Origin of the sequence: Glacieibacterium arshaanense (genome assembly GCF_004681125.1) — a bacterium.
Classification (GTDB): domain Bacteria; phylum Pseudomonadota; class Alphaproteobacteria; order Sphingomonadales; family Sphingomonadaceae; genus Polymorphobacter_A; species Polymorphobacter_A arshaanense.
The window spans coordinates 738,467-759,043 of the sequence record NZ_SIHO01000002.1 but is presented as its reverse complement, the minus strand read 5'-3'; the positions used below and the strand labels follow the sequence as shown (position 1 = coordinate 759,043).

The following is a 20,577-nucleotide window of genomic DNA, read 5'->3' as shown; positions in this document are numbered from 1 at the left end:
TTTTCGCCAGCGTATCACAGATTGACGTTGACGGAAGCGCGTTGCGCGACGCTTGCACTCGTCGGTCGCAGCCCGTAACCGCTTGGGCGATGAACGCACATGACCAACGCTTCGGGCTCGACCGGCGGGTGACGCTGGCGCTGCCGCTCGCGCTCGATTCGGGCGCGGCGCTGGCCCATGTCGAAATCGCCTATGAAAGCTACGGCACCCTCAACGCCGATGCGTCGAACGCCATTCTGATCTGCCACGCATTGACTGGTGACCAGCATGTCGCGGCCAACCATCCGCGCACCGGCAAACCGGGCTGGTGGACCCGGCTGGTGGGCGAAGGCAAACCCATCGATCCGGCACGCCACTTCATCGTCTGCGCCAATGTCCTCGGCGGCTGCATGGGCAGCACCGGGCCGGGCAGCACAGATCCGGCAACAGGGAAGCCCTACGCGATGGCGTTCCCGGTCATCACCATCCGCGACATGGTGCGCGCACAGGCGGCATTGCTCGATCACCTCGGCGTCGGCACGTTGCTGGCGGTCGTCGGCGGCTCGATGGGCGGCATGCAGGCGCTCGAATGGGCCGCGACCTATCCGACGCGCGTGCGCTCGGTGGTCGGGATTGCCACCGCCGCACGTCATTCGGCTCAGAATATCGCGTTCCACGAAGTCGGGCGCCAGGCGATCATGGCCGACCCCAACTGGGCCGGGGGCAACTACTACGGCGTCGGTGCCCCGACGGCGGGTCTGGCGGTGGCACGCATGGCCGCGCACATCACCTATCTGTCGGAGGAAGGCCTGACCGCGAAGTTCGGCCGCCGGCTGCAGTCGCGCGACGCGCTCAGCTTCGGCTTCGACGCCGACTTCCAGGTCGAATCCTATCTGCGCCACCAGGGCCTGAGCTTCGTCGAACGCTTCGACGCCAACTCCTACCTCTACATCACCCGCGCCATGGACTATTTCGACATGGCCGAGGCGCACGGCGGCCGGCTGGCGAACGCCTTCACCAACACCGCGACACGCTTCGCGCTGGTGTCGTTCACCTCCGACTGGCTATATCCGACGAGCGAATCGCGCCGCATTGTCCGCGCGCTCAATGCCGCCAATGCGCATGTCAGCTTCGTCGAACTCGAAAGCCCGCACGGCCATGACGCGTTCCTGCTCGACGCGCCCGAAATGAACCGCGTCGTCGATGGCTTCCTGCGTGCGGTGGAAACCCTATGAGCCTGCGCCCCGACCTTGCGGCGATTGCCGCCGTCGTGCCGCAGGGCGCGCGTGTGCTCGATATCGGCTGCGGTGACGGGGCGCTGCTCGCCGAGCTGCGCGCCACCGCGGCAATCGACGGCCGCGGCATCGAACTCGACGCGGCGGATGTCGCGAGTGCGGTCGGGCGCGGCTTGTCGGTCGTGCAGGGCGACGCCGACACCGACCTTGTGGACTACCCCGCCGACGGCTTCGACGTGGTCATCCTGTCGAACACGCTGCAGGCGATGCGCGCACCCGCCGCGGTGCTCGGCGAAATGCTGCGCATCGGCCGGCGCGCGGTAGTCAGCTTCCCCAACTTCGGCCATTGGCGCGTGCGGCTGGCGCTGCTGTTCGGCGGCCGCATGCCGGTGACGCGGACGCTGCCGGTGTCGTGGCACGAAACCCCCAACATCCATTTGTGTACGATTGACGACTTCCGCGCGACGGTCGCCGCGCACGGCTTCGTCATCGAAAGCGCGGCATTCCTGTCGGGCGGCCAGCAGCGCGGCGGCGCGTTCGCCAATCTGCTCGCCGAGCAGGCTGTGTTCGTGCTGCGGCGCGCCTAACCGTTCGGCGTCACCACCGCGCGCCCGGCGATCTGGCCGTGGTGCAGCTTGTCATACGCCGCCACCGCCTGATCGAGGCTGAAGCGCTGCGTCGTCAGCTTGATCTTGCCGGCCTGCGCCAGCGCCACGACTTCGGCGAGCTCACCGGCGCTGCCCCAGTACGGCGAGCACACCGAACATTCGTGCGGCACCGTGTAGAAATTGACCGGCAGCGCCCCGCCCGCCAGCCCGACGATGGTAATATGGCCGAGCGTCCGGCCCATCGCGGCCGCCATCGCCAAGGTCGCATCGGCGCCAACGACATCGAGCACTAGCTGCGCGCCCTGCCCGTTGGTCGCGGCCTTGACGCGTGCAATCGCGGCGTCGCCGGGCTCAAGCGCTTCGTCGGCGCCCATCGCGAGCGCTGCGGCGCGCTTGTCGGCGGCGCTGTCGATGGCGATCACGCGGGTCTTCGGGCTCAGCGCCTTGACGCACTGCACCGCCATCTGCCCCAGCCCGCCGATGCCGATGACCACAGCGGTACTGTCATCGCCCAGCAAGTGCACCGAGCGCTTGACGGCGTGGTAGCTGGTCAGCGCCGCATCGGTCAGCGGCGCCGCGTCGCGCGGATCGAGCTTGCCCAGCGGCACCAGATGCCGCGTCGACGGCACCAGCAGATACGGCGCCATGCCACCGTTGCGCCCGAGCCCGCCACCCTGCGTCGCGCCGACGCTGTTCTCGCAATAATTGTCCATGCCAGCCTTGCAGTTGCGGCACGTGCCGCAGCCCCAGGGGCCATAGATGATGACCGCGTCGCCGACCGCAAAGCCTGTCGCGCCGGGGCCGAGCTTCTCGACCCAGCCGGCGTTTTCATGCCCCAGCGTGAACGGCAGCGCCCAGCCGATCGCCTCGCCCGGCGTTTCCATGATGTGCAGGTCCGAATGGCACAGGCCCGCACCGCCGACCTTGATCAGCACCTCGCCGGGGCCGGGCTCGGGAATGGGAATCGTCCGCAGCTCGGGCGGCTGCTGCCAGGCCACCATTTGCAAGGCCTGCATCGTCGCGGTCATCGTCATCTCCCCAGAATATTTTGGGGCAAGTTAGACGGCTGGAACTTTAAGGCAAGCTTGAAGGGCCGCCGGCGGGCAGGGCCTCAGGCCCTGCACCCAATTGTTATGCGCGCTTCAAATGGGTGCAGGCCTCAGGCCTGCCCGCCGGAGGCCCTTAGTCCTTCGGCAACCCGTTATTGCGGATCTCGACCGGAATCGAATCGAACAGCACCGGCGGCGTCAGCCCCAGCCGCGCGCGCAGCGGTTCGAGCTGTTCGCCCAGCATCGCTTCATAGTCCTCGGCGAGCAGCCATTTGGCCGACTTGCCGCGCTGATAGCCTTCCCAGATGGCGCGGGCGTAGGGCGCGCTGGGGTTGCGGACGCCGCGCAGTGCGGCGCCGGTGGCGATCACGGCCCAGCCCATTGCGCGGGTCTGTGCGTAGGAGAAGGCGACGAGGCAGGCTTCGCCGAGGCCGGTCAGGTCATAGCCGGTCAGGATATGCCAGAAGTCATGGACGTCGCGGGTGCGGCGGCCGAACCAGGCGTAGGGGTGTGCGAGATCGACGCCGCTGTCGCGTTCGACCTGGCGGCTGACATCGGCGAGGCCCTGCGCATCGATCTGGCCCTTTGCGGTGAACGCCAGATAGTGCGCGGCCAGGCTGCCGGCGGGGTATTTCGCCAGCGCTTCGCGGTCCATCAGGACGGCCGACAGCTCGCGGCGTTCATACGCCATGCGACCGCCACCGAGCGTGCCGAGCAGCTTGTCATAGCCGTCGCGGGTGGCGCGGCCGTTGAGCGCACGCATGATTTCGAAAACCTGGACGGTGTCGTCCTTGTCGCCGAGCAGCTTGCGCAGCGCCTTGAGTGCGGTCGGCCAGTCGCGCTTGAGCGGCTGGAGTTTGGTGTCGGGCTTAAAAGCCGCGGGAGGGGTCATGGCGTTCATGCGGAGTATTACTACGCACTTTTGCGCGAGTCGGCAAGAGCGCTTGTTGCAGCGAGCACGCCACTTTCCCTCCCCCCCCTTGCGGGGAGGGCGACTCGTGGCGCTTGCCACGAGCGGGGTGGGGGTAGGTCAATGCCGCTATGCCCAACAGCCCATGCGGGACGCGGCGGTTCTGCACTAACAACCGCAGCACCCCCACCCCGCTCGCCAACTGGCGAGTCGCCCTCCCCGCAAGGGGGAGGGAGGTCAGTGCGTCGCGGCGTCTTCGATGCTGAGCAGGCTGGCGTTACCGCCGGCGCTGGTGGTGTCGATCGACACGGTGCGTTCGGTGGCAAAGCGCAGCAGGTAATGCGGCCCGCCGGCCTTGAAGCCGGTGCCCGACAGCCCCTCGCCGCCGAACGGCTGCGAGCCGACAACAGCGCCGATCATCGAGCGGTTGATGTAGAGATTGCCGACGCGCGCCAGCGATTGTACGCGCTCCGAAGTCGAGGCGATGCGGCTGTGCAGGCCCATCGTCAGCCCGTAGCCGCTGGCGTTGATCGCGGCGATGGTGGCGTCGAGCGTCCCGGCCTTCCACGTCACCACATGCAACAACGGCCCGAACCATTCCGATGTCATGTCCGAAATCTTGTCGAGGCGGATTGCGGTCGGCGCGACGAAATTGCCTTCTGGGGGCACTGAAGTCGTGTGGATCCAGCGCGACTTCATCGACTGGCGATAGGCTTCCAACTTGTCATGCGCCGCCTTGTCGATCACCGGCCCGACATCGGTGCGCGGGTCGCCGGGTGCGCCGACGGTAAGCGTGTCCATCGCGCCGGCGAGCATTTCGAGTGTCTTGTCGGCAATGTCTTCCTGTAGCAGCAGCAAGCGCAGCGCCGAGCAGCGCTGCCCGGCCGAGCGGAACGCGCTGGTCACGACATCGACGACCACCTGTTCGGGCAGCGCGGTCGAATCGACAATCATCGCGTTGAGTCCGCCGGTTTCGGCAATCAACGGCACCAGCGGGCGGGTTTCATCGTCGAGCAGGCTGCGCGCAATCGCCCGTGCAGTACCGGTCGAGCCGGTGAACGCCACGCCCATGACGCGCGCATCACCGGTCAGCGCAGCGCCGGCTTCGGCACCGCCGATGACGAGTTGCAGCGCGCCGTCGGGAATGCCCGCCTGTTTCGCCAGCGCCACAGCATAGGCTGCCACGCGCGGCGTCTGCGGCGCCGGCTTGGCGACGACGGTGTTGCCCGCGACCAGCGCCGCAACGACCTGCCCGACGAAAATCGCCAGCGGGAAGTTCCACGGCGCGATGCACGCGAACACACCGCGGCCGGCCAGATGTAGTTCGTTGCGTTCGCCCGTCGGCCCGGGCAGCGCGATGGTCGCGAAATCGACCCGCGCCCGCGCCGCATAGTAGCGGCAGAAATCGACCGCCTCGCGCACCTCGGCAATCGAATCGGGGATGGTCTTCTTGGCCTCGTCGACACACAGCGCCATCAGCTCGTCGCGTTGCGCTTCCATGAGGTCGGCGAGCCGGTCGAGGCAGGCGGCGCGTTCGGCGACCGGCGTTGCGTCCCAGGCCGGGAAGGCGGCGTGCGCGACGCCGATGGCTTTGGCGACCGCTGCGGGATTGCTGGCCGGCGGCAGCTTGACGCTGGGAACCTTGGTCATGGCGTGGACGATTGCCTCCAGTTGCTGGGCGTCGGCGAGATCGAGGCCGGCGGAATTGATGCGTTCCTCACCATACAAATTGGCGGGCAGCGGGATCGACGGATGCGGGGTGACGCCGACCGACAAGATCTTCATCGCCGGGTCGGCGAGCAGGTCGGCGTCGGAGACATTAGCGTCGGCGAGCTGATGCACGAAGCTGCTGTTGGCGCCGTTTTCGAGCAGCCGGCGCACCAGATATGCCAGCAGGTCGCGGTGGCCGCCGACGGGGGCGTAGCTGCGGCAATGATAGCCCTGCTCGCGCACCATGCGCTCGTACAGCCCCTCGCCCATGCCGTGCAGCCGCTGGAACTCGAAGTCGCGGCGGTCACCCGCCCATTCGGCGAGCGTCGCCACCGTCAGCGCGTTATGCGTCGCAAACGCCGGATAGAGGTTCGGGCTGGCCAGCATCTTCTTCGCGCACGCCAGATAGCTGACATCGGTCGCCGATTTGCGCGTGAATAGCGGATAATCGGGCAGCCCCTCGACCTGCGTGCGCTTGATCTCGCTGTCCCAATAGGCGCCCTTGACCAGCCGGACGGTGAGTTTGCGTTTGGTGTCGGCACCAAGCGCCTGCGCCCAGTCGATGACCGCGCTGGCGCGCTTGCCATAGGCCTGCGCCGCCATGCCGAAGCCGTCCCAGCCCGCCAGTTCGGGGGCGCGTGCGGCGGCACCAATGATGTCGAGCGACATGTCGAGGCGTTCGGTTTCCTCGGCATCGACCGTCAGCCCGATGCCGAGCCCGGCGGCCTGGCGGGCCAGTGCCACGACCATCCCGGTCAGTTCGGGGACGCATTTGGCGGCGTGTGCGGTTTCATAGCGCGGGTGCAGCGCCGACAGCTTGACCGAAATCGAATGGCCGATGCGGTTGCTGTGCTTGCCGGTGGCGGCAATCGCGGCGACATAGCTGTCATAATAGCGTGCGCCATCGGCATAGGTCCGTGCCGCTTCGCCGAGCATATCGAAGCTCGCGGTGAAGCCGCGGTTTTCGGCGTCATCGGCGCGTGCGAGCGCTTCGTCGATGGTGCGGCCCATGACGAAAATCTGCCCCATCATCCGCATCGCGGCGCCAACCGCCTGCCGCACGAACGGTTCGCCCGAGCGGGCAATCAGGTTCTTGAGCACCGACGCGCGGCCACCAGCATTGTCACCGACCACCGCGCGCGTCAGCACCAGCCCCCACGTCGCCGAGTTGACCAGCAGCGAATCCGACTGGCCGGTGTGCGCGCCCCAGTCGGCGCCACCGATCTTGTCGCGGATCAACAGATCGGCGGTATCGGCATCGGGGACGCGCAGAAACGCCTCCGCCAATGACAGCAGCGCAATCCCCTCCTGCGTGTTGAGGCGATATTGCTGCAGGAAGCGGTTCACCCAGCCCGAGCCTTGCGCCGCACGCAGGTCGGCAATCAGCCCCAGCGCACGGGAATTGATGCGGTCACGGCTGGCGCTGTCGAGCCGCGCGGCAGGCAGCAGCGCGTTCAGCACCTGGGTTTCGGGGGCACGGTGAAGGGCACGCATCGCGGCGCGGGCAGCAGTCTGGCTCGTCATGACGCTGTCATACGACGGGCGCATGTCCAGAGCATAGTTGACGCTTACGTTACCTGCGCCGATAAGGCTGCGCTTCGGGCCGCAACGAGCCTGAGTCTTTTTTGGGGAAGATTATATGGCACGCAATGCACTCAGCCTGGCTGAATATCAGGCGCTCGTCGGCACCGAAGTCGGCGTTTCCGACTGGATTGAAGTCGATCAGGCGAAGATCAACGCCTTTGCCGATTCGACCGGCGACCACCAGTTCATCCACGTCGACCCCGAACGCGCCAAGGCGACACCGTTCGGCACCACCATCGCGCACGGCTATCTGACGCTGTCGCTGCTGCCGGTGATGTCCTACGGCGCGCTGCCCGGCCTCGCGGGCACCAAGATGGGGGTTAATTACGGCCATAACAAAGTGCGCTTCATGGCGCCGGTGAAATCAGGCAGCAAGGTCCGCGGCCGCTTCAAGCTCGCCAATGTCGAAGTTCGCAAGGACGGCTCGGTGCAGACGACGACCGAAGTCTCGGTTGAAATCGAAGGCAGCGACAAGCCCGCGCTCGTCGCCGAATGGCTGACGCTGGCGTACATCTAAGGAGAATTCACATGGCCCGCATCGAACTGCTCACCAAGCCCTATCCGCCTGAATTTGCCGCCGTTGCGGAGAAGATCACTGCCCCCGGCGCCGAGCCGCTGGCGCTGTTCACCTTGCTCGGCAAGTCGATGCGCGCGCTCGAAAAGTTCATGGGCGGCTCGATGGCCGGCCGTGGGCCGCTCGGCATGCGCGACAAGGAAATCGTTATCGATCGCACCGTCGCCAAATGCGGTAACAGCTACGAATGGGGCCTGCACATCAAGCATTTCGCCGCCAAGGCCGAACTGACCGATGCACAGGTCAAGTCGCTGGCATTGGGCCACGGTGATGACGGCAGCTGGAACACCGCCGAGGCGACACTGATCGCCACCGTCGATGCGCTGCTCGCCAACAAGAAGCTGTCGGACGCCGAATATGCGCGGCTGTCGGCGTCGTTCGACGAATCCCAGCGCTTCGAAATCGTCCAGCTGGTCGGCTTTTATCATTCGGTGTCGTTGCTGTGCGGTGCGTTCGCGCTGCCCAACGAAGCCGGCACCGCGACCATTCCGACCGCCTGAACCAAGATTTTTGAAGGATTATTTCCATGCGTGAAGCCGTCATCGTTTCCACCGCGCGTACCCCGATCGGCAAGGCCCATCGCGGCGCGTTCAACGCCACCCCGTCGCCGACGCTTGCCGGCCACTCGATCGCCCACGCCGTCAAGCGTGCCGGCATCGAAGGTGCCGAAGTCGATGACGTGGTCTTCGGTGCCGCGCTTCAGCAGGGCGTCCAGGGCGGCAACATCGCCCGCCTGGCGCTGCTTCGCGCCGGCCTGCCGGTTTCGGTGGCCGGCCAGTCGCTCGACCGCCAGTGCGCTTCGGGGCTGATGGCGATTGCCACGGCGGCCAAGCAGATCATCGTCGACGGCATGCAGATCTGCGTCGGCGGCGGCGTCGATTCGATCTCGATGATCATGAACGCCCGCATGAACAACGGCGCCGACCCCGAGCTGGTGGCGATGCACCCCGCCATCCACATGCCGATGCTGCAGACCGCCGAAATCGTCGCCAAGCGCTACAACGTCAGCCGCGACCGCCAGGATGAATACAGCTTCGAATCGCAGATGCGCACCGCTGCCGCGCAGCAGGCCGGCAAGTTCGACGATGAAATCGTGCCGCTGCCGAGCAAGATGGCGATGACCAACAAGGAGACCAAGGAAGTCACCTATCACGACGTCACGCTGACCAAGGACGAAGGCAACCGCCCCGAAACCACGCTGGCCGGCCTCAAGGGCCTGTCGCCGGTCATCGAAGGCGGCTGCATCACGGCCGGCAATGCCAGCCAGCTGTCGGACGCATCGAGCGCCTGCGTGCTGATGGAAGCCGGCGAAGCTGCCCGTCGCGGCCTGCAGCCGCTCGGCGCCTATCGCGGCATGGCGGTCGCCGGTCTCGAACCCGACGAAATGGGCATCGGCCCGGTCTATGCCATTCCGAAGCTTTTGAAGCAGTACGGCCTCAAGATCGATGACATCGGGCTTTGGGAGCTCAACGAAGCCTTCGCCGTGCAGGTCCTCTACTGCGCCGACAAGCTCGGCATCGACCACGCCAAGCTCAACGTCAACGGCGGCGGCATCTCGATCGGCCACCCGTTCGGCATGAGCGGCTCGCGCCTCACTGGCCATGCGCTGATCGAAGGCAAGCGCCGTGGGGTGAAGTATGTCGTCGTCACCATGTGTGTTGGTGGCGGTATGGGTGCGGCGGGACTCTTCGAGGTCTTGTAAGCGGCCAGCGCCTAATCGGGGATTGCCCTTCGCAATCGCAGATGAGGCGCGGACTCGCGTCAAGCCCGGCCGGCGGGGCGGCGGGTAAATCCCGCCGAACGCGTCCCACGGCGTGGCTTTGCCACGACGCCCTTACTTACTCCCCCTCCCCCTTGCGGGGAGGGCGACTCAGCGCAGCTGAGCGGGGTGGGGGTACCCAAGGTCAGCGCACCGCACGCCTTCACCATCCGCACCCCCACCCCGCTCGGCGAGGACGCCGAGTCGCCCTCCCCCCAAAGGGGAGGAATCTCCAACACATCTTGCGCCAAACGGTGCATCCCGCTAGGGCAATCCGCGTCCGGGGGCGGCACACAACCAGACCAGGCACCCTTGGGCCCGCAGCACCTCCGCTGCACGCCAATCCAAAGGGAAGCCCCTCGATGCAAATCAAGCTCATCGCCGCAGCACTGCTCGCCGCCACCACGTTGACCTTCGCCCCGGTCAGCGCCCAGACCGCCGCACCGACGACCACCGCTGCCGCCAGCGCCGACGCGCCGCTCACCGCCGCCGACCTCGAAGGCCTGCGCACCGAACTGCGTTCGACCCGCAAGCAAATGGTTGCCGAAACGCTCGTGCTGACCGACGCCGAAGCTACCAAGTTCTGGCCGATCTATGACAAGTATGTCGCCGAACTCACCGTCATCAACGACGAAAAGTACGCGCTGATCGCCGAATATGTGAACACCTTCGGCAAGTATGACGACAAGGGCGCCACCAGCTTCATCACGCGCTGGCTCGCTGTCGACGTCAAGGTGACGTCGCTGCGTGCCAAGTATGTGCCGATCGTCGGCAAGGTGCTGCCGGGCGTCAAGACCGCCACCTTCTTCCAGATCGACCGTCGCCTGCAGATGCTGATCGACCTCAAGCTCGCTTCGGGCCTGCCGATCCTGCAGCTCCAGTCGCAAGCTGCGGCGCTGGCGAAGTAAGCCTTAACCCCACAATTCGCGTTCGGGCGGCGACATCTCGCCGCCCGAAAACGCGATGCCCGCCGGCCGGTCCTCGATCAGCAGCGGCCCGTCGAGATCGACGAACTGGCTCTGCATCCCGACATAGAATGCCGGCGCGACGCCGAGCGACGTCGACAGCATGCACCCCGTCATGATGCCAATCCCGCGCAGTTTCGCGGCGTGCGCCAGCGCATGGCCCTCGGTCAGCCCGCCGGCCTTGTCGAGCTTGATGTTGATGAAGCGGTAGCGGCCGATAACGACGTCGAGACTGGCGCGGTCATGGACGCTTTCGTCGGCGCACAGCGGCACCGCCGACTTCACCCCGTCGAGCAAGGCATCCTGCCCATGCGGCACCGGCTGCTCGATCAGCTCGACGCGCAAGCCCGCCATCGTGTGCGACAGCGCCTCGATATCCTGATCGCCCCAGGCCTCATTGGCATCGACGACCAGCCGCGCATGCGGTGCGCCGCGCCGGACGGCAGCGACGCGCTCGACATCGCCCTCCCCCGACAGTTTCAGCTTGAGCAGTTCATAACCGCCCGCCGCCCGCGCCGCCGCCTCCATGACGCCGGGCTCGCCAAGGCTGATCGTGTAGGCGGTGAGCAGCGGCCGCGGCTGCGGCAACCCCAGCGTCTGCCACACCGGCAGCCCCGACGCCTTCGCCTCCAGATCCCACAGCGCCGCATCGACGGCGTTGCGCGCCGCGCCCGGCGGCATCAACGTCAGCAGGTCAGCCCGCGACGCACCGCCGGCCACCGCATCGGCCTGCGCCGCGACCGCCGCCGCCACGCTCTCGGCCGTCTCGCCGCGGTAATAGATCGCGGTGGCCTCGCCGCGCCCGCGCAACGCCCCGTCATCGATTTCCGCCACCACGACATCGACATGTGTCTTGGCACCGCGCGAAATGGTGAAAGCACCGCGCACCGGAAAGCGTTCGATGCGCACGGAAAGCTGTATGGTCATGGCAAACGTCTATCGGGCCGCCCGCGCCTGCGCTAGACTGCGCTCACCAAATCCGGAGGCAGCCATGGAAGAAGACGAAGAAATCCAGCTCGATCCGGTCGCCACCGTCGCGCGCATCACCGCGCTCGAAATCCTGGTGCGCCAGATGATGATCATCCAGCTGCGCATCCTCCACGAAATGAAGCAGATCGACCTGACCCCCGCCTATGTCGAAACGCTCGCCGGGCTCTACACCGAAAAGGTCGATGAATCGAAAATCATCGACTCGTCATCGCCGGAGGTGAACTACGAGTTCAAGGTCAACGTCATCCACAACCTCGAACGCTTCTTCGACGAAATCGCCGACCATCTGCGGGCGAATCCCTGAAGAGCCTCCGGCGGGCAGGCCTGAGGCCTGCACCCGATTGTTTTGGAATGACTGGAATGGGGTGGCTAGCTGACAGGCAGCTTTCAAAGCAAAAATGCTCGATGCAGACATTGAACGATTGCGCCCATCAAGGTAAATTCGTTTGTGCACTATTTGGATAGAAGGCCTGAAATTGAACCGCGAGATATGGTTTGAGAAAGTTCTATGGTCTTATATGCCATGCCACTGGAAAGGGTTCGCACTGATAGCGACCTTTGCTCTCGGTACAGTCGGCGCGATTATTTTTGGGCAGATGATCCTCAAATCTATGGGCATATCAGATGCTAACGAATGGCCACTTCTGATCATGTTGCCCGCAATTGCTTGGGTTTTGGCAATTGCAAAGCGCCATACCTAGACGGCAGCTTACACATTTGGTCAGTCATTTACGAATGACGACTACGGGGTGACCCGGCCTAACCAAGTGAACATTATGGTGGTATATCTGCAATATGGACCGTTCTGTAGTGCCTAATTGGGTAACGTTGGTCAGCCTCGGGCTATTTGCTATCGCGATACTGATCGGGTGGCATGCGGTCCAGTTTACATCCGGGCCGCATACTCTCAACCCACCTTGCCCGATAAACTTTGTTACCATCGAGGTGAAAGGTATCACCTACTGCGCGACAGCCACCCAAAAGCTGATGAACTACTGGGAGTCTCGGTTCAGTTGGGTGCTGCTGGCCCTCTCTCTGATACTCGAACCAGTCTTCAGAGCTTGGAGATGGCTGATCGGATATTTTCACGCACGTAAATAGGCTCATCATTGTACGCGATATGTCCGCAATGGGGTCGCTAGCTGACAGGCAGCTATGCAGCGACACCCCTAAAAAATCGGGTGCAGGGCCAAGGCCCTGCCCGCCGGAGGCCCTTGAAAAATCTAGTGAATCTCGGCGTGTAGCACCGGCCCGTGACCGGCGAACGCGATATCGAGGTCGGGGCCGCCGTGGCCGTGGGGTTTGATGACGACGCTGCTGTGGCGCGGGCGCGGGACGCCGTCGACGATCAGGTGATCGTCTTCGAGGGCGAACAGCAGTTGCGTCTTGTCGGTGCGGCCGAAGCGCGTTTCGGGCGAGCAGGTCTTGCGGCTGAGCGAATGCTTGACGCCGCGCCGGCTCATCAGATTGAAAACCAGCACCGGCTTGTCGGCGACGGCCATTTCGACGTCGTCCTCACCCGCGAAGGTGAACGGCGGCGAGTGCGGCGTCATCGCGACGCCGACGCGGTTGTGGACCATCGACACGCCGCCGTCACCGAGCAGCGCGAGGCTGCGGTCGACACCGGGGTATTCGGAAAACGGCATATCGACATCGACAACGGCGATGCTGGCGCGCCAGTCGAAATCATGATCGTCATGCGTGCTGGGTGCCGCATGGATTTCATGCGTCACGCCGCCGCCATTGCGCCAGGGCATGGGGCGATATTCATGGGGATGTAACAATTGCACCATCTTATTCAATCCATAATGGATGGAAGGTCAAGCCCCTGTGCCTTGGCACAATCGACCGCCTGTGCATAACCCGCGTCGGCGTGGCGCATGACGCCGGTGGCCGGGTCGTTCCACAGCACGCGGCCCAGTCGCCGCGCCGCGTCATCGCTGCCGTCGGCCACGATGACCATGCCCGAATGTTGCGAGAAGCCCATGCCGACGCCGCCGCCGTGGTGCAGCGACACCCAGGTTGCGCCGCTCGCGGTGTTGAGCAGCGCGTTTAGCAGCGGCCAGTCGCTGACTGCGTCGGAACCGTCGCGCATCGCTTCGGTTTCACGGTTGGGCGACGCGACCGAGCCCGAATCGAGGTGGTCGCGGCCGATGACGATCGGCGCTTTCAACTCCCCCGACTTGACCATTTCGTTGAACGCGAGGCCCAGCCGGTGGCGGTCGCCCAAGCCCACCCAGCAGATGCGCGCCGGCAGGCCCTGGAAGTGGATGCGCTCACGCGCCATGTCGAGCCAGCGGTGCAGGTCTGGCGCGTCGGGCATCAGTTCCTTGACCTTGGCATCGGTCTTGTAAATGTCCTGTGGGTCGCCCGACAGCGCCACCCAGCGGAACGGCCCGATGCCGCGGCAGAACAATGGGCGGATGTAGGCGGGCACGAAGCCGGGGAAATCGAAAGCGTTTTTGACGCCATGGTCGAACGCCACCTGGCGGATGTTGTTGCCATAATCGAATGTCGGGATGCCCATTTTGGCGAAGTCGAGCATCGCCTGCACGTGCACCGCCATCGACGCCGAGGCAGCGGCAATCACCGCCGCCGGATCGGCTTCGCGCGCGGCCGCCCATTGGTCGAGCGTCCAGCCGCGCGGCAGATAGCCGTTCAGCGGATCATGCGCCGAGGTCTGGTCGGTGACCGCGTCGGGGCGGATGCCGCGTTCGACCATTTCGGGGAACACGTCCGCGGCGTTGCCGAGCAGCCCGACCGATACCGCGCGGCCTTCGGCATGCGCCTTGGCAATGATGTCGAGCGCGTCGTCGAGGCTGTCGGCGCGCACGTCGAGATAGCCCGTCGCCAGCCGCATTTCGATGCGGCTCGGCTGGCACTCGACGGCGAGGCACGACGCGCCGGCCATCGTCGCCGCCAGCGGCTGCGCGCCACCCATGCCGCCAAGGCCGGCGGTCAAAATCCAGCGGCCCTTGAGGTTGCCGGCATAATGCTGGCGCCCCATTTCGACGAAGGTTTCGTAGGTGCCCTGCACGATGCCCTGCGAGCCGATGTAGATCCAGCTGCCCGCGGTCATCTGGCCGTACATCATCAACCCGGCCTTATCGAGTTCGTGGAAATGGTCCCAGGTCGCCCAGTGCGGGACGAGGTTCGAGTTGGCGATGAGCACGCGCGGCGCGTCCTTGTGCGTCTGGAACACGCCGACGGGCTTGCCCGACTGCACCAGCAAGGTCTGGCCATCCTCGAGCCGGCGCAGCGTCGCGACGATGCGGTCATAGCTTTCCCAGTCGCGCGCGGCGCGGCCGATGCCGCCGTAAACCACCAGCTCCTCGGGCCGTTCGGCGACCTGCGCATCGAGGTTATTCATCAGCATGCGCAGCGGCGCTTCGGTCAGCCAGCTCTTGGCGGTGAGCGTGGTGCCGTGCGCGGCCTTGATGTGGCGGCTGTTGTCGATACGGGTCATGACGGCTCCTTGGTAGCCCAGTCGAGGCAGGCGGTGAGAATGGTCTTGAGCGTCGCCACCATCGGCTCGGCGCGCGCCGCGTCGTAAGCGGGCGGCCAGTTGTCGGCGTCAGGCGTGGCGGGTTCATCGAGGTAGCCGCGCATCGCGAGTTCCATCTGCACGGCGTGGACGCCGGCGCCGGGATTGCCATGGTGGCGCGTCGTGTAGCCGCCCTTGAAGCGGCCGTTGATGATCGGGCTCGGGCCCGACGCGGCGGCAACCGCGGCGGTCAGGCCGGGGTCGCAGCTGGCGCCGCTGTTGGTGCCGATGTTGAATTGCGGCAGTTCGCCGTCGAACAGGCGCGGCACGCGCGAGCGGATCGAGTGCGCGTCATACAGCACGACGCGCGGGTGGCGGGCGCGCAGTCGTGCCAGTTCTTCGGTCAGCGCGGCGTGATATGGCGCGTGCCAGCGGATGCGCCGGCGCTCGATTTCAGCGGCGTCGGGGTCGAGGCCGGGGCGATAGAGCGCCTCGCCGTCAAAGGTTTCGGTCGGGCACAGGCCCGTCGTCACCTGCCCCGGGTACAGCGACACGCCCGACGGATCGCGGTTGGCATCGATGACGCTTCGCGAAATCGCGGTATGCACCACCGTCGCGCCCATCGCTGCGGCAAAACCGTAGAGCCGGTCGATCCACCAGTCGGCATCGCGGCGCGCCAGCCACGGCGACACGAACTGCGGCAGCAGGTCGGCGGCAATCGCGGTGCCGGTGTGCGGCAGCCCGATGACCAGCGGCGCGTCACCGCGCGTGACCGAAAGCCAAGCAGTCGTCATGCCAGTACCGGTGCAGAAATGCCGGCTGCAACGACCAGCTTGGTGACGCTGCCGTCAGCGATCAGCGCGCTCGCGGCAGCGATGTCGGGGTGGAAGTAGCGGTCTTCGCCGAGCGTCGGCACTTTTGCCCGCAACGTGCCGCGCAAAGCTTCGAGCACGCCGCTGCTCGTCATCGGCGCGTGGAAATCGCAGCCTTGCGTCGCTGCCAGCCATTCGATCGCCAGCACGCCGCGCAAATTGTCGGCCATCGCCAGCAAGCGCCGCGCCCCGTGCGCCGCCATCGAGACATGGTCTTCCTGGTTCGCCGAGGTCGGGATGGAGTCCACGCTCGCGGGATAGGCGCGCTGCTTGTTCTCGCTGACCAGCGCGGCCGCCGTCACCTGCGGAATCATGAACCCCGAATTGAGGCCGGGCTTGGGCGTCAGGAACGCCGGCAGCCCCGACAGCGCCGGATCGACGAGCATCGCGACACGGCGTTCGGCGAGCGAGCCGATTTCGCACAGCGCCAGCGCCAGCATATCGGCGGCAAACGCCACCGGCTCGGCGTGGAAATTGCCGCCCGACAGCACGCTGTCATCCTCGGCGAACACCAGCGGATTGTCCGACACGCTATTGGCTTCGATGCCCAAGGTCGCCGCCGCCTGCCGCAACAGATCGAGCACCGCGCCCATCACCTGCGGCTGGCAGCGCAGGCAGTAAGGGTCCTGCACGCGTTCGTCGCCTTCGGCATGGCTGGCGCGAATTGCCGAGCCCGCCATCAGCGCGCGCAACGTCGCGGCGGTTTCGATCTGGCCGGCGTGGCCGCGCAAGGCGTGGATGCGCGGGTCGAACGGCGTGTCCGAGCCCTTGGCCGCCTCGGTCGACAGCGCGCCGGTGGCGAGCGCGGCGGTGAACAGCGCCTCAGCCTCGAACAGCCCGGCGAGTGCATAGGCGGTGCTGAACTGCGTGCCATTGAGCAGTGCGAGGCCTTCCTTCGGCCCAAGCGTCAGCGGTGCGAGGCCGGCAGCGGCCAGCGCCTTGTCGGCGGGCATGCGAACACCGCGCGCGAACACCTCACCGACGCCGAGCATCGCGGCGGCCATGTGCGACAGCGGCGCGAGATCACCCGACGCCCCGACCGACCCCTGCGCCGGCACCAGCGGCAAAATGTCGTGCGCCAGCAGCGCCTCGAGCAGCGCCAAGGTCGCGGGTTGGACGCCCGAGGCGCCGCGCGCCAGACTCGCCATCTTGAGCGCCAGCATCAGCCGCACGACGTCAGCAGGCATTGGGTCACCGACGCCGGCGGCATGGCTGAGCACGATGTTGCGCTGGAGCGTCGCGAGGTCATCGGCCTCGATGCGCACCGACGCCAGTTTGCCGAAGCCGGTGTTGACGCCGTAGACCGGCTCGCCCTTCGCAACGATGCGCGCGATGGTCGCCGCCGATGCCGCGACGCCCGCCTGATAGCCATCGGCCAGTCGCGCGGTTTCGCCGCGATAGATACGCCGCCAATCGGCAAGCGAGACTTTGCCCGGAACGAGGTCGATCATGCCGGCACTCCCTTGACGATACGCGCGTGCAGCGGGTTGAAGCCGAGCCGGTAAACCAGCTCGGCGGGGCGCTCGATGTCCCAGATTGCGAGGTCGCATTGCTGACCCGGCGCGACGCTGCCGATGTCATCGCGCCCCAGCGCCCGCGCGGCGTTGGCGGTGACGCCCATCAGGCATTCATCGACGGTCAGCCGGAACAGTGTCGCCGCCATGTTCATCGTCGCCAGCAGCGAGGTCAGCGGCGCGGTGCCAGGGTTGCAATCGGTGGCGATCGCCAGCGGCACGCCGGCTGCGCGCAGCGCGTCGATCGGCGGCAGCTTGGTCTCGCGCATGAAGTAGTAGGCGCCGGGCAGCAGCACCGCGACAGTACCGGCCTTCGCCATTGCCGAGACGCCCTCGGCGCTGGTGTGTTCGAGGTGATCGGCCGATAGCGCGCCGAAATGCGCCGCGAGTGCCGCACCTTCGAGGTTCGACAGCTGGTCGGCATGCAGTTTGACGCGCAGCCCGTGCAGCCCGGCGGCGGTGAACACCCGCGCCACCTGCTTCGGCGTGAAGCCGATGCCCTCGCAGAACGCATCGACGGCAGTCGCCAGCCCGGCGGCGGCAACCAGCGGGATGATCGCCTCGCAAACCAGGTCGATATAGGCATCGGCGCTGCGCGCTTCGGGCGGCAGTGCGTGCGCGCCGAGCAGGGTCGGCACGATGTTGACCGCACGCTGCACGCCGAGCTCGCGCGCTGCGCGCAGCTGCTTGCATTCATTGGCGAGGTCGAGCCCGTAGCCCGATTTGATTTCGATGGTGGTGACGCCTTCCGCCAGCAGTGTGTCGAGCCGCGGCAACGCCTGCGCCACCAGCTCGGCCTCGGTCGCGGCGCGCGTTGCGGCGACGGTCGAGACGATGCCGCCCCCGGCACGGGCGATCTCCTCGTAGCTCGCACCCGCCAGCCGCAATTCGAATTCGTGCGCGCGGTCGCCGCCATGGACGAGGTGCGTGTGGCAATCGATCAGCCCCGGCGTGACCCAGCGGCCGTCGCAGTCATGGACATCGAGCGCGTCGAGCCCCGCCGGCGCATCGGCAATCGCGCCGGCATAGAAAATGCGGCCATCAAGGCTGGCGACCAAGGCGTCGTCGATGGCGTCCGCGCCGGTACACGGCAGCAGGCGGGCCTTGGTCCAGATGCGGTCGACGAGCATGGCGGAACCTGAAAATTGTGGCGGCGCGGTTTATTTGTCTATACATATTCGCGCGGCGCATGCAATGTCCAGCGTGCGGCAAAGGGACGTCAGATGCAGAATTTCTGGTTCAGCGCAGCGCTGCTGCCCGAAGGATGGGCGAAATCGGTGCGCGTCGCAGTCGATGGCGCGGGGCTGATCGCCGCCATAACCGCCGACGCACCAGCGCAGCCCGACGATTCGCGCCACGGCGTGCTGCTGCCCGGCATGGGCAACCTTCACAGCCACGCCTTCCAGCGCGGCATGGCGGGGCTCGCCGAAGTGCGCGGCGACAGCACCGACAGCTTCTGGACCTGGCGCGACACGATGTACCGCTTCGTCGACCGGCTCGACCCCGATGCGCTCGCCGCCATCGCAGCGCTCGCCTATATCGAAATGCTCGAGGCCGGCTTCACCCGCGTCGGCGAGTTCCACTATCTGCACCATGACCTGACCGGCGCGCCCTATGCCGCGCGCGGCGCGATGGCAGCAGCGCTCGCCGCCGCCGCAGACGAATCCGGCATTGCGCTGACCTTGCTGCCGGTGTTCTACGCCACCGCCGACTTCGGCGGCGTGCCCGCCAATCCGGCGCAACGCCGCTTCATCAACAGCCTCGACAGCTACGCGGCGCTCCACGATGCCAGCCGCACTGGCATCGCTGGACTCGATGACAGCCGCATCGGCATCGCGCCGCACTCGCTACGCGCCGTCACTCCGGAACAGTTGCGCGCGCTGCTGCCGCTCGCCGCGCCGGTGCATATCCACATCGCCGAGCAGCAACGCGAGGTCGACGCCTGCCTCGCGTGGAGCGGCGCGCGCCCGGTCGAGTGGTTGCTCGCCAACGCGCCGGTCGATGCCGACTGGTGCCTCGTCCACGCCACGCATATCACGCCCGCCGAACGCATCGGCCTCATCGCCAGCGGCGCCGTCGCCGGCCTGTGTCCGGTCACCGAAGCCAACCTCGGCGACGGCATCTTCCCGGCGCGCGATTTCGTTGCCGAAGGTGGCCGCTGGGGCATCGGCTCGGACTCGAACGTCGCCATCGACATGGCCGAGGAACTGCGCACGCTCGAATACGGCCAGCGCCTGCTCCACCAGTCGCGCAACCTGCTCGGCGGCGCCCATGCCTCGACCGGCGCCGGCCTGTTCGCGGGTGCATTGGCGGGTGGGCAACAGGCGCTGCACGGTACAGGCTTCACCGTCGGCGCACCCGCCGACTTCGTCACGCTCGCCGCCGACCATCCGGCGTTCGTCGGCCGTGACGGCGATTCCTTGTTTGATGCGCTGGTGTTCAGCGGTCGCCGCGACCTGATCGACGGCGTCTGGCGCCGTGGCCGGCAGGTCGTCGCCGCCGGCCGTCACGTCGCGCGTGACAGCGTCACCGCGCGCTATCTGGCGGTCATGCGCAAGGTGCTCGCGGGATGAGGGCCGCCCCCCTGCACGTCCGCATCGGTGCCGATATCGCGGCGCAGATCATGTCGGGCGCGTGGAAGCCCGGCCACCGCATCCCCGCCGAACATGAACTGATGGCGCAGTACGACTGCGCGCGCATGACGGTCAGCAAGGCGCTTTCGCGACTGGCGGCCAGCGGCCTGATCGAGCGTCGCCGCCGCGCCGGAAGCTTTGTCGCCGCGCCGCCGCTGCACCATGCGGCGCTCAGCATCCCCGACATTCGCGCCGACATTCAGGCGCATGGCCGGCGCTACCGGCTCGACCTGCTGGCGCGCAGCGAACGCACCGCCAGCGCCGCCGACCGCGCCGCGCTGCAGATCAGGTCCGGCAAGGTGCTGGCGCTGCGCTGCCTGCATTCTGCCGACGACGCGCCCTATGCGCTGGAAGAGCGGCTGATCAACCTCGGCGTCGTGCCCGATGCCGCAGCGGTCGATTTCAGCGCCGAACCACCCGGCAGCTGGCTGCTCGGCCATGTGCCGTGGACCGAGGCCGAGCATAGTATCGCCGCCGTCGGTGCCGATGCCGACACTGCCACCGCGCTGAAGCTGGAGCGCGGCACTGCCTGCCTGCGCCTCGAACGCTGGACCTGGTACGACGCCGGCGACACCGGCGCGCCCGAACGCATCACCTGGGTGCGCCAGACCTTCCCCGGCACCGCCTTCATCCTGTCGGCGCATTTTTCGGCGCGCGGCACCGGCTGAACCGGCGCCCGGCCGGTTGACATTGCGGCGCATTTCGCTGCCA

The 20,577-nt window shown here is 66.6% G+C and carries 18 protein-coding genes; 9 read left to right on the top strand and 9 right to left on the bottom strand.

Going from position 1 to position 20,577, the window contains the following annotated elements:
- Nucleotides 1-89: 89 nt before the first annotated feature.
- Both metX and metW read left to right on the top strand, forming a co-directional pair.
- Nucleotides 90-1,214 carry a homoserine O-acetyltransferase MetX gene (metX, locus tag EUV02_RS09840; protein ID WP_135246052.1) on the top strand — a complete coding sequence of 375 codons (1,125 nt, stop codon included), beginning with the start codon at nt 90-92 and terminating at the stop codon, nt 1,212-1,214.
- Entirely contained in the window at nt 1,211-1,801 is a 591-nt protein-coding gene (metW, locus tag EUV02_RS09835; RefSeq protein ID WP_135246051.1) for a methionine biosynthesis protein MetW, read from the top strand. The genes metX and metW overlap by 4 nt, the downstream gene beginning before the upstream one ends.
- Here metW and EUV02_RS09830 read toward each other — a convergent pair.
- The 3 genes from EUV02_RS09830 to EUV02_RS09820 all read right to left on the bottom strand — a co-directional run bounded on the left by EUV02_RS09830 (nt 1,798) and on the right by EUV02_RS09820 (nt 7,015).
- On the bottom strand, nt 1,798-2,850 hold the full coding sequence (locus EUV02_RS09830) for an NAD(P)-dependent alcohol dehydrogenase (RefSeq protein ID WP_207790153.1): 1,053 nt from the start codon (nt 2,848-2,850) through the stop codon (nt 1,798-1,800). The two genes, metW and EUV02_RS09830, sit on opposite strands and share 4 nt — an antisense overlap.
- A gap of 154 nt (nt 2,851-3,004) precedes the next feature.
- Nucleotides 3,005-3,772 (bottom strand): Coq4 family protein, encoded by a 768-nt coding sequence (locus EUV02_RS09825; RefSeq protein WP_135246050.1) that lies wholly within the window; start codon nt 3,770-3,772, stop codon nt 3,005-3,007.
- Nucleotides 3,773-4,018: 246 nt separating this feature from the next.
- Nucleotides 4,019-7,015 (bottom strand): L-glutamate gamma-semialdehyde dehydrogenase, encoded by a 2,997-nt coding sequence (locus EUV02_RS09820; protein WP_166430589.1) that lies wholly within the window; start codon nt 7,013-7,015, stop codon nt 4,019-4,021.
- A 115-nt stretch (nt 7,016-7,130) separates the two neighbouring features.
- On the opposite strand from EUV02_RS09820, the gene EUV02_RS09815 reads away from it, so the two are divergent.
- From EUV02_RS09815 to EUV02_RS09800, 4 genes are all read left to right on the top strand, one after another.
- Entirely contained in the window at nt 7,131-7,592 is a 462-nt protein-coding gene (locus EUV02_RS09815) for a MaoC family dehydratase (protein WP_135246049.1), read from the top strand.
- An 11-nt stretch (nt 7,593-7,603) separates the two neighbouring features.
- Nucleotides 7,604-8,149, top strand: coding sequence for a carboxymuconolactone decarboxylase family protein (locus EUV02_RS09810; protein WP_166430588.1), 546 nt, complete (start codon nt 7,604-7,606; stop codon nt 8,147-8,149).
- Between the two features lie 26 nt (nt 8,150-8,175).
- Nucleotides 8,176-9,351: an acetyl-CoA C-acyltransferase gene (locus EUV02_RS09805; protein WP_135246047.1), complete on the top strand. Its 1,176-nt coding sequence runs from the start codon at nt 8,176-8,178 to the stop codon at nt 9,349-9,351.
- A gap of 419 nt (nt 9,352-9,770) precedes the next feature.
- Nucleotides 9,771-10,316, top strand: coding sequence for a hypothetical protein (locus EUV02_RS09800; RefSeq protein WP_135246046.1), 546 nt, complete (start codon nt 9,771-9,773; stop codon nt 10,314-10,316).
- A 3-nt stretch (nt 10,317-10,319) separates the two neighbouring features.
- Here the strand turns inward: EUV02_RS09800 and dgcA are convergent, their stop codons facing one another.
- Nucleotides 10,320-11,300, bottom strand: coding sequence for an N-acetyl-D-Glu racemase DgcA (gene dgcA, locus EUV02_RS09795; RefSeq protein WP_135246045.1), 981 nt, complete (start codon nt 11,298-11,300; stop codon nt 10,320-10,322).
- A 64-nt stretch (nt 11,301-11,364) separates the two neighbouring features.
- Here dgcA and EUV02_RS09790 point away from each other — a divergent pair, with 64 nt between their 5' ends.
- Entirely contained in the window at nt 11,365-11,667 is a 303-nt protein-coding gene (locus EUV02_RS09790; protein ID WP_135246044.1) for a hypothetical protein, read from the top strand.
- Between the two features lie 919 nt (nt 11,668-12,586).
- Here EUV02_RS09790 and EUV02_RS09780 read toward each other — a convergent pair.
- Genes EUV02_RS09780 through hutI form a run of 5 tightly spaced genes read right to left on the bottom strand, consistent with a single transcriptional unit; the run spans nt 12,587 to nt 18,363 of the window.
- The gene (locus EUV02_RS09780; protein ID WP_135246042.1) at nt 12,587-13,156 is read right to left on the bottom strand and encodes a HutD/Ves family protein; all 570 of its coding nucleotides are present in this window, start codon (nt 13,154-13,156) and stop codon (nt 12,587-12,589) included.
- Between the two features lie 5 nt (nt 13,157-13,161).
- Complete coding sequence (hutU, locus tag EUV02_RS09775) at nt 13,162-14,829, bottom strand: urocanate hydratase (protein ID WP_135246041.1); 1,668 nt, start codon at nt 14,827-14,829, stop codon at nt 13,162-13,164.
- A complete protein-coding gene (hutG, locus tag EUV02_RS09770) occupies nt 14,826-15,641 on the bottom strand; it encodes an N-formylglutamate deformylase (protein ID WP_135246040.1) in 816 nt (271 codons plus the stop codon). Before hutG ends, hutU begins: the two co-directional genes overlap by 4 nt.
- Nucleotides 15,638-17,170 (bottom strand): histidine ammonia-lyase, encoded by a 1,533-nt coding sequence (gene hutH / locus EUV02_RS09765; protein WP_135246039.1) that lies wholly within the window; start codon nt 17,168-17,170, stop codon nt 15,638-15,640. The genes hutG and hutH overlap by 4 nt, the downstream gene beginning before the upstream one ends.
- A complete protein-coding gene (hutI, locus tag EUV02_RS09760; protein WP_135246038.1) occupies nt 17,167-18,363 on the bottom strand; it encodes an imidazolonepropionase in 1,197 nt (398 codons plus the stop codon). The genes hutH and hutI overlap by 4 nt, the downstream gene beginning before the upstream one ends.
- Before the next feature lie 93 nt (nt 18,364-18,456).
- Between hutI and EUV02_RS09755 the strand changes: the two genes are divergently transcribed.
- Together EUV02_RS09755 and EUV02_RS09750 are read left to right on the top strand one after the other, a co-directional pair.
- Nucleotides 18,457-19,806 (top strand): formimidoylglutamate deiminase, encoded by a 1,350-nt coding sequence (locus EUV02_RS09755; RefSeq protein ID WP_135246037.1) that lies wholly within the window; start codon nt 18,457-18,459, stop codon nt 19,804-19,806.
- The gene (locus EUV02_RS09750; protein WP_135246036.1) at nt 19,803-20,534 is read left to right on the top strand and encodes a UTRA domain-containing protein; all 732 of its coding nucleotides are present in this window, start codon (nt 19,803-19,805) and stop codon (nt 20,532-20,534) included. Before EUV02_RS09755 ends, EUV02_RS09750 begins: the two co-directional genes overlap by 4 nt.
- The last annotated feature ends 43 nt before the right edge of the window (nt 20,535-20,577 follow it).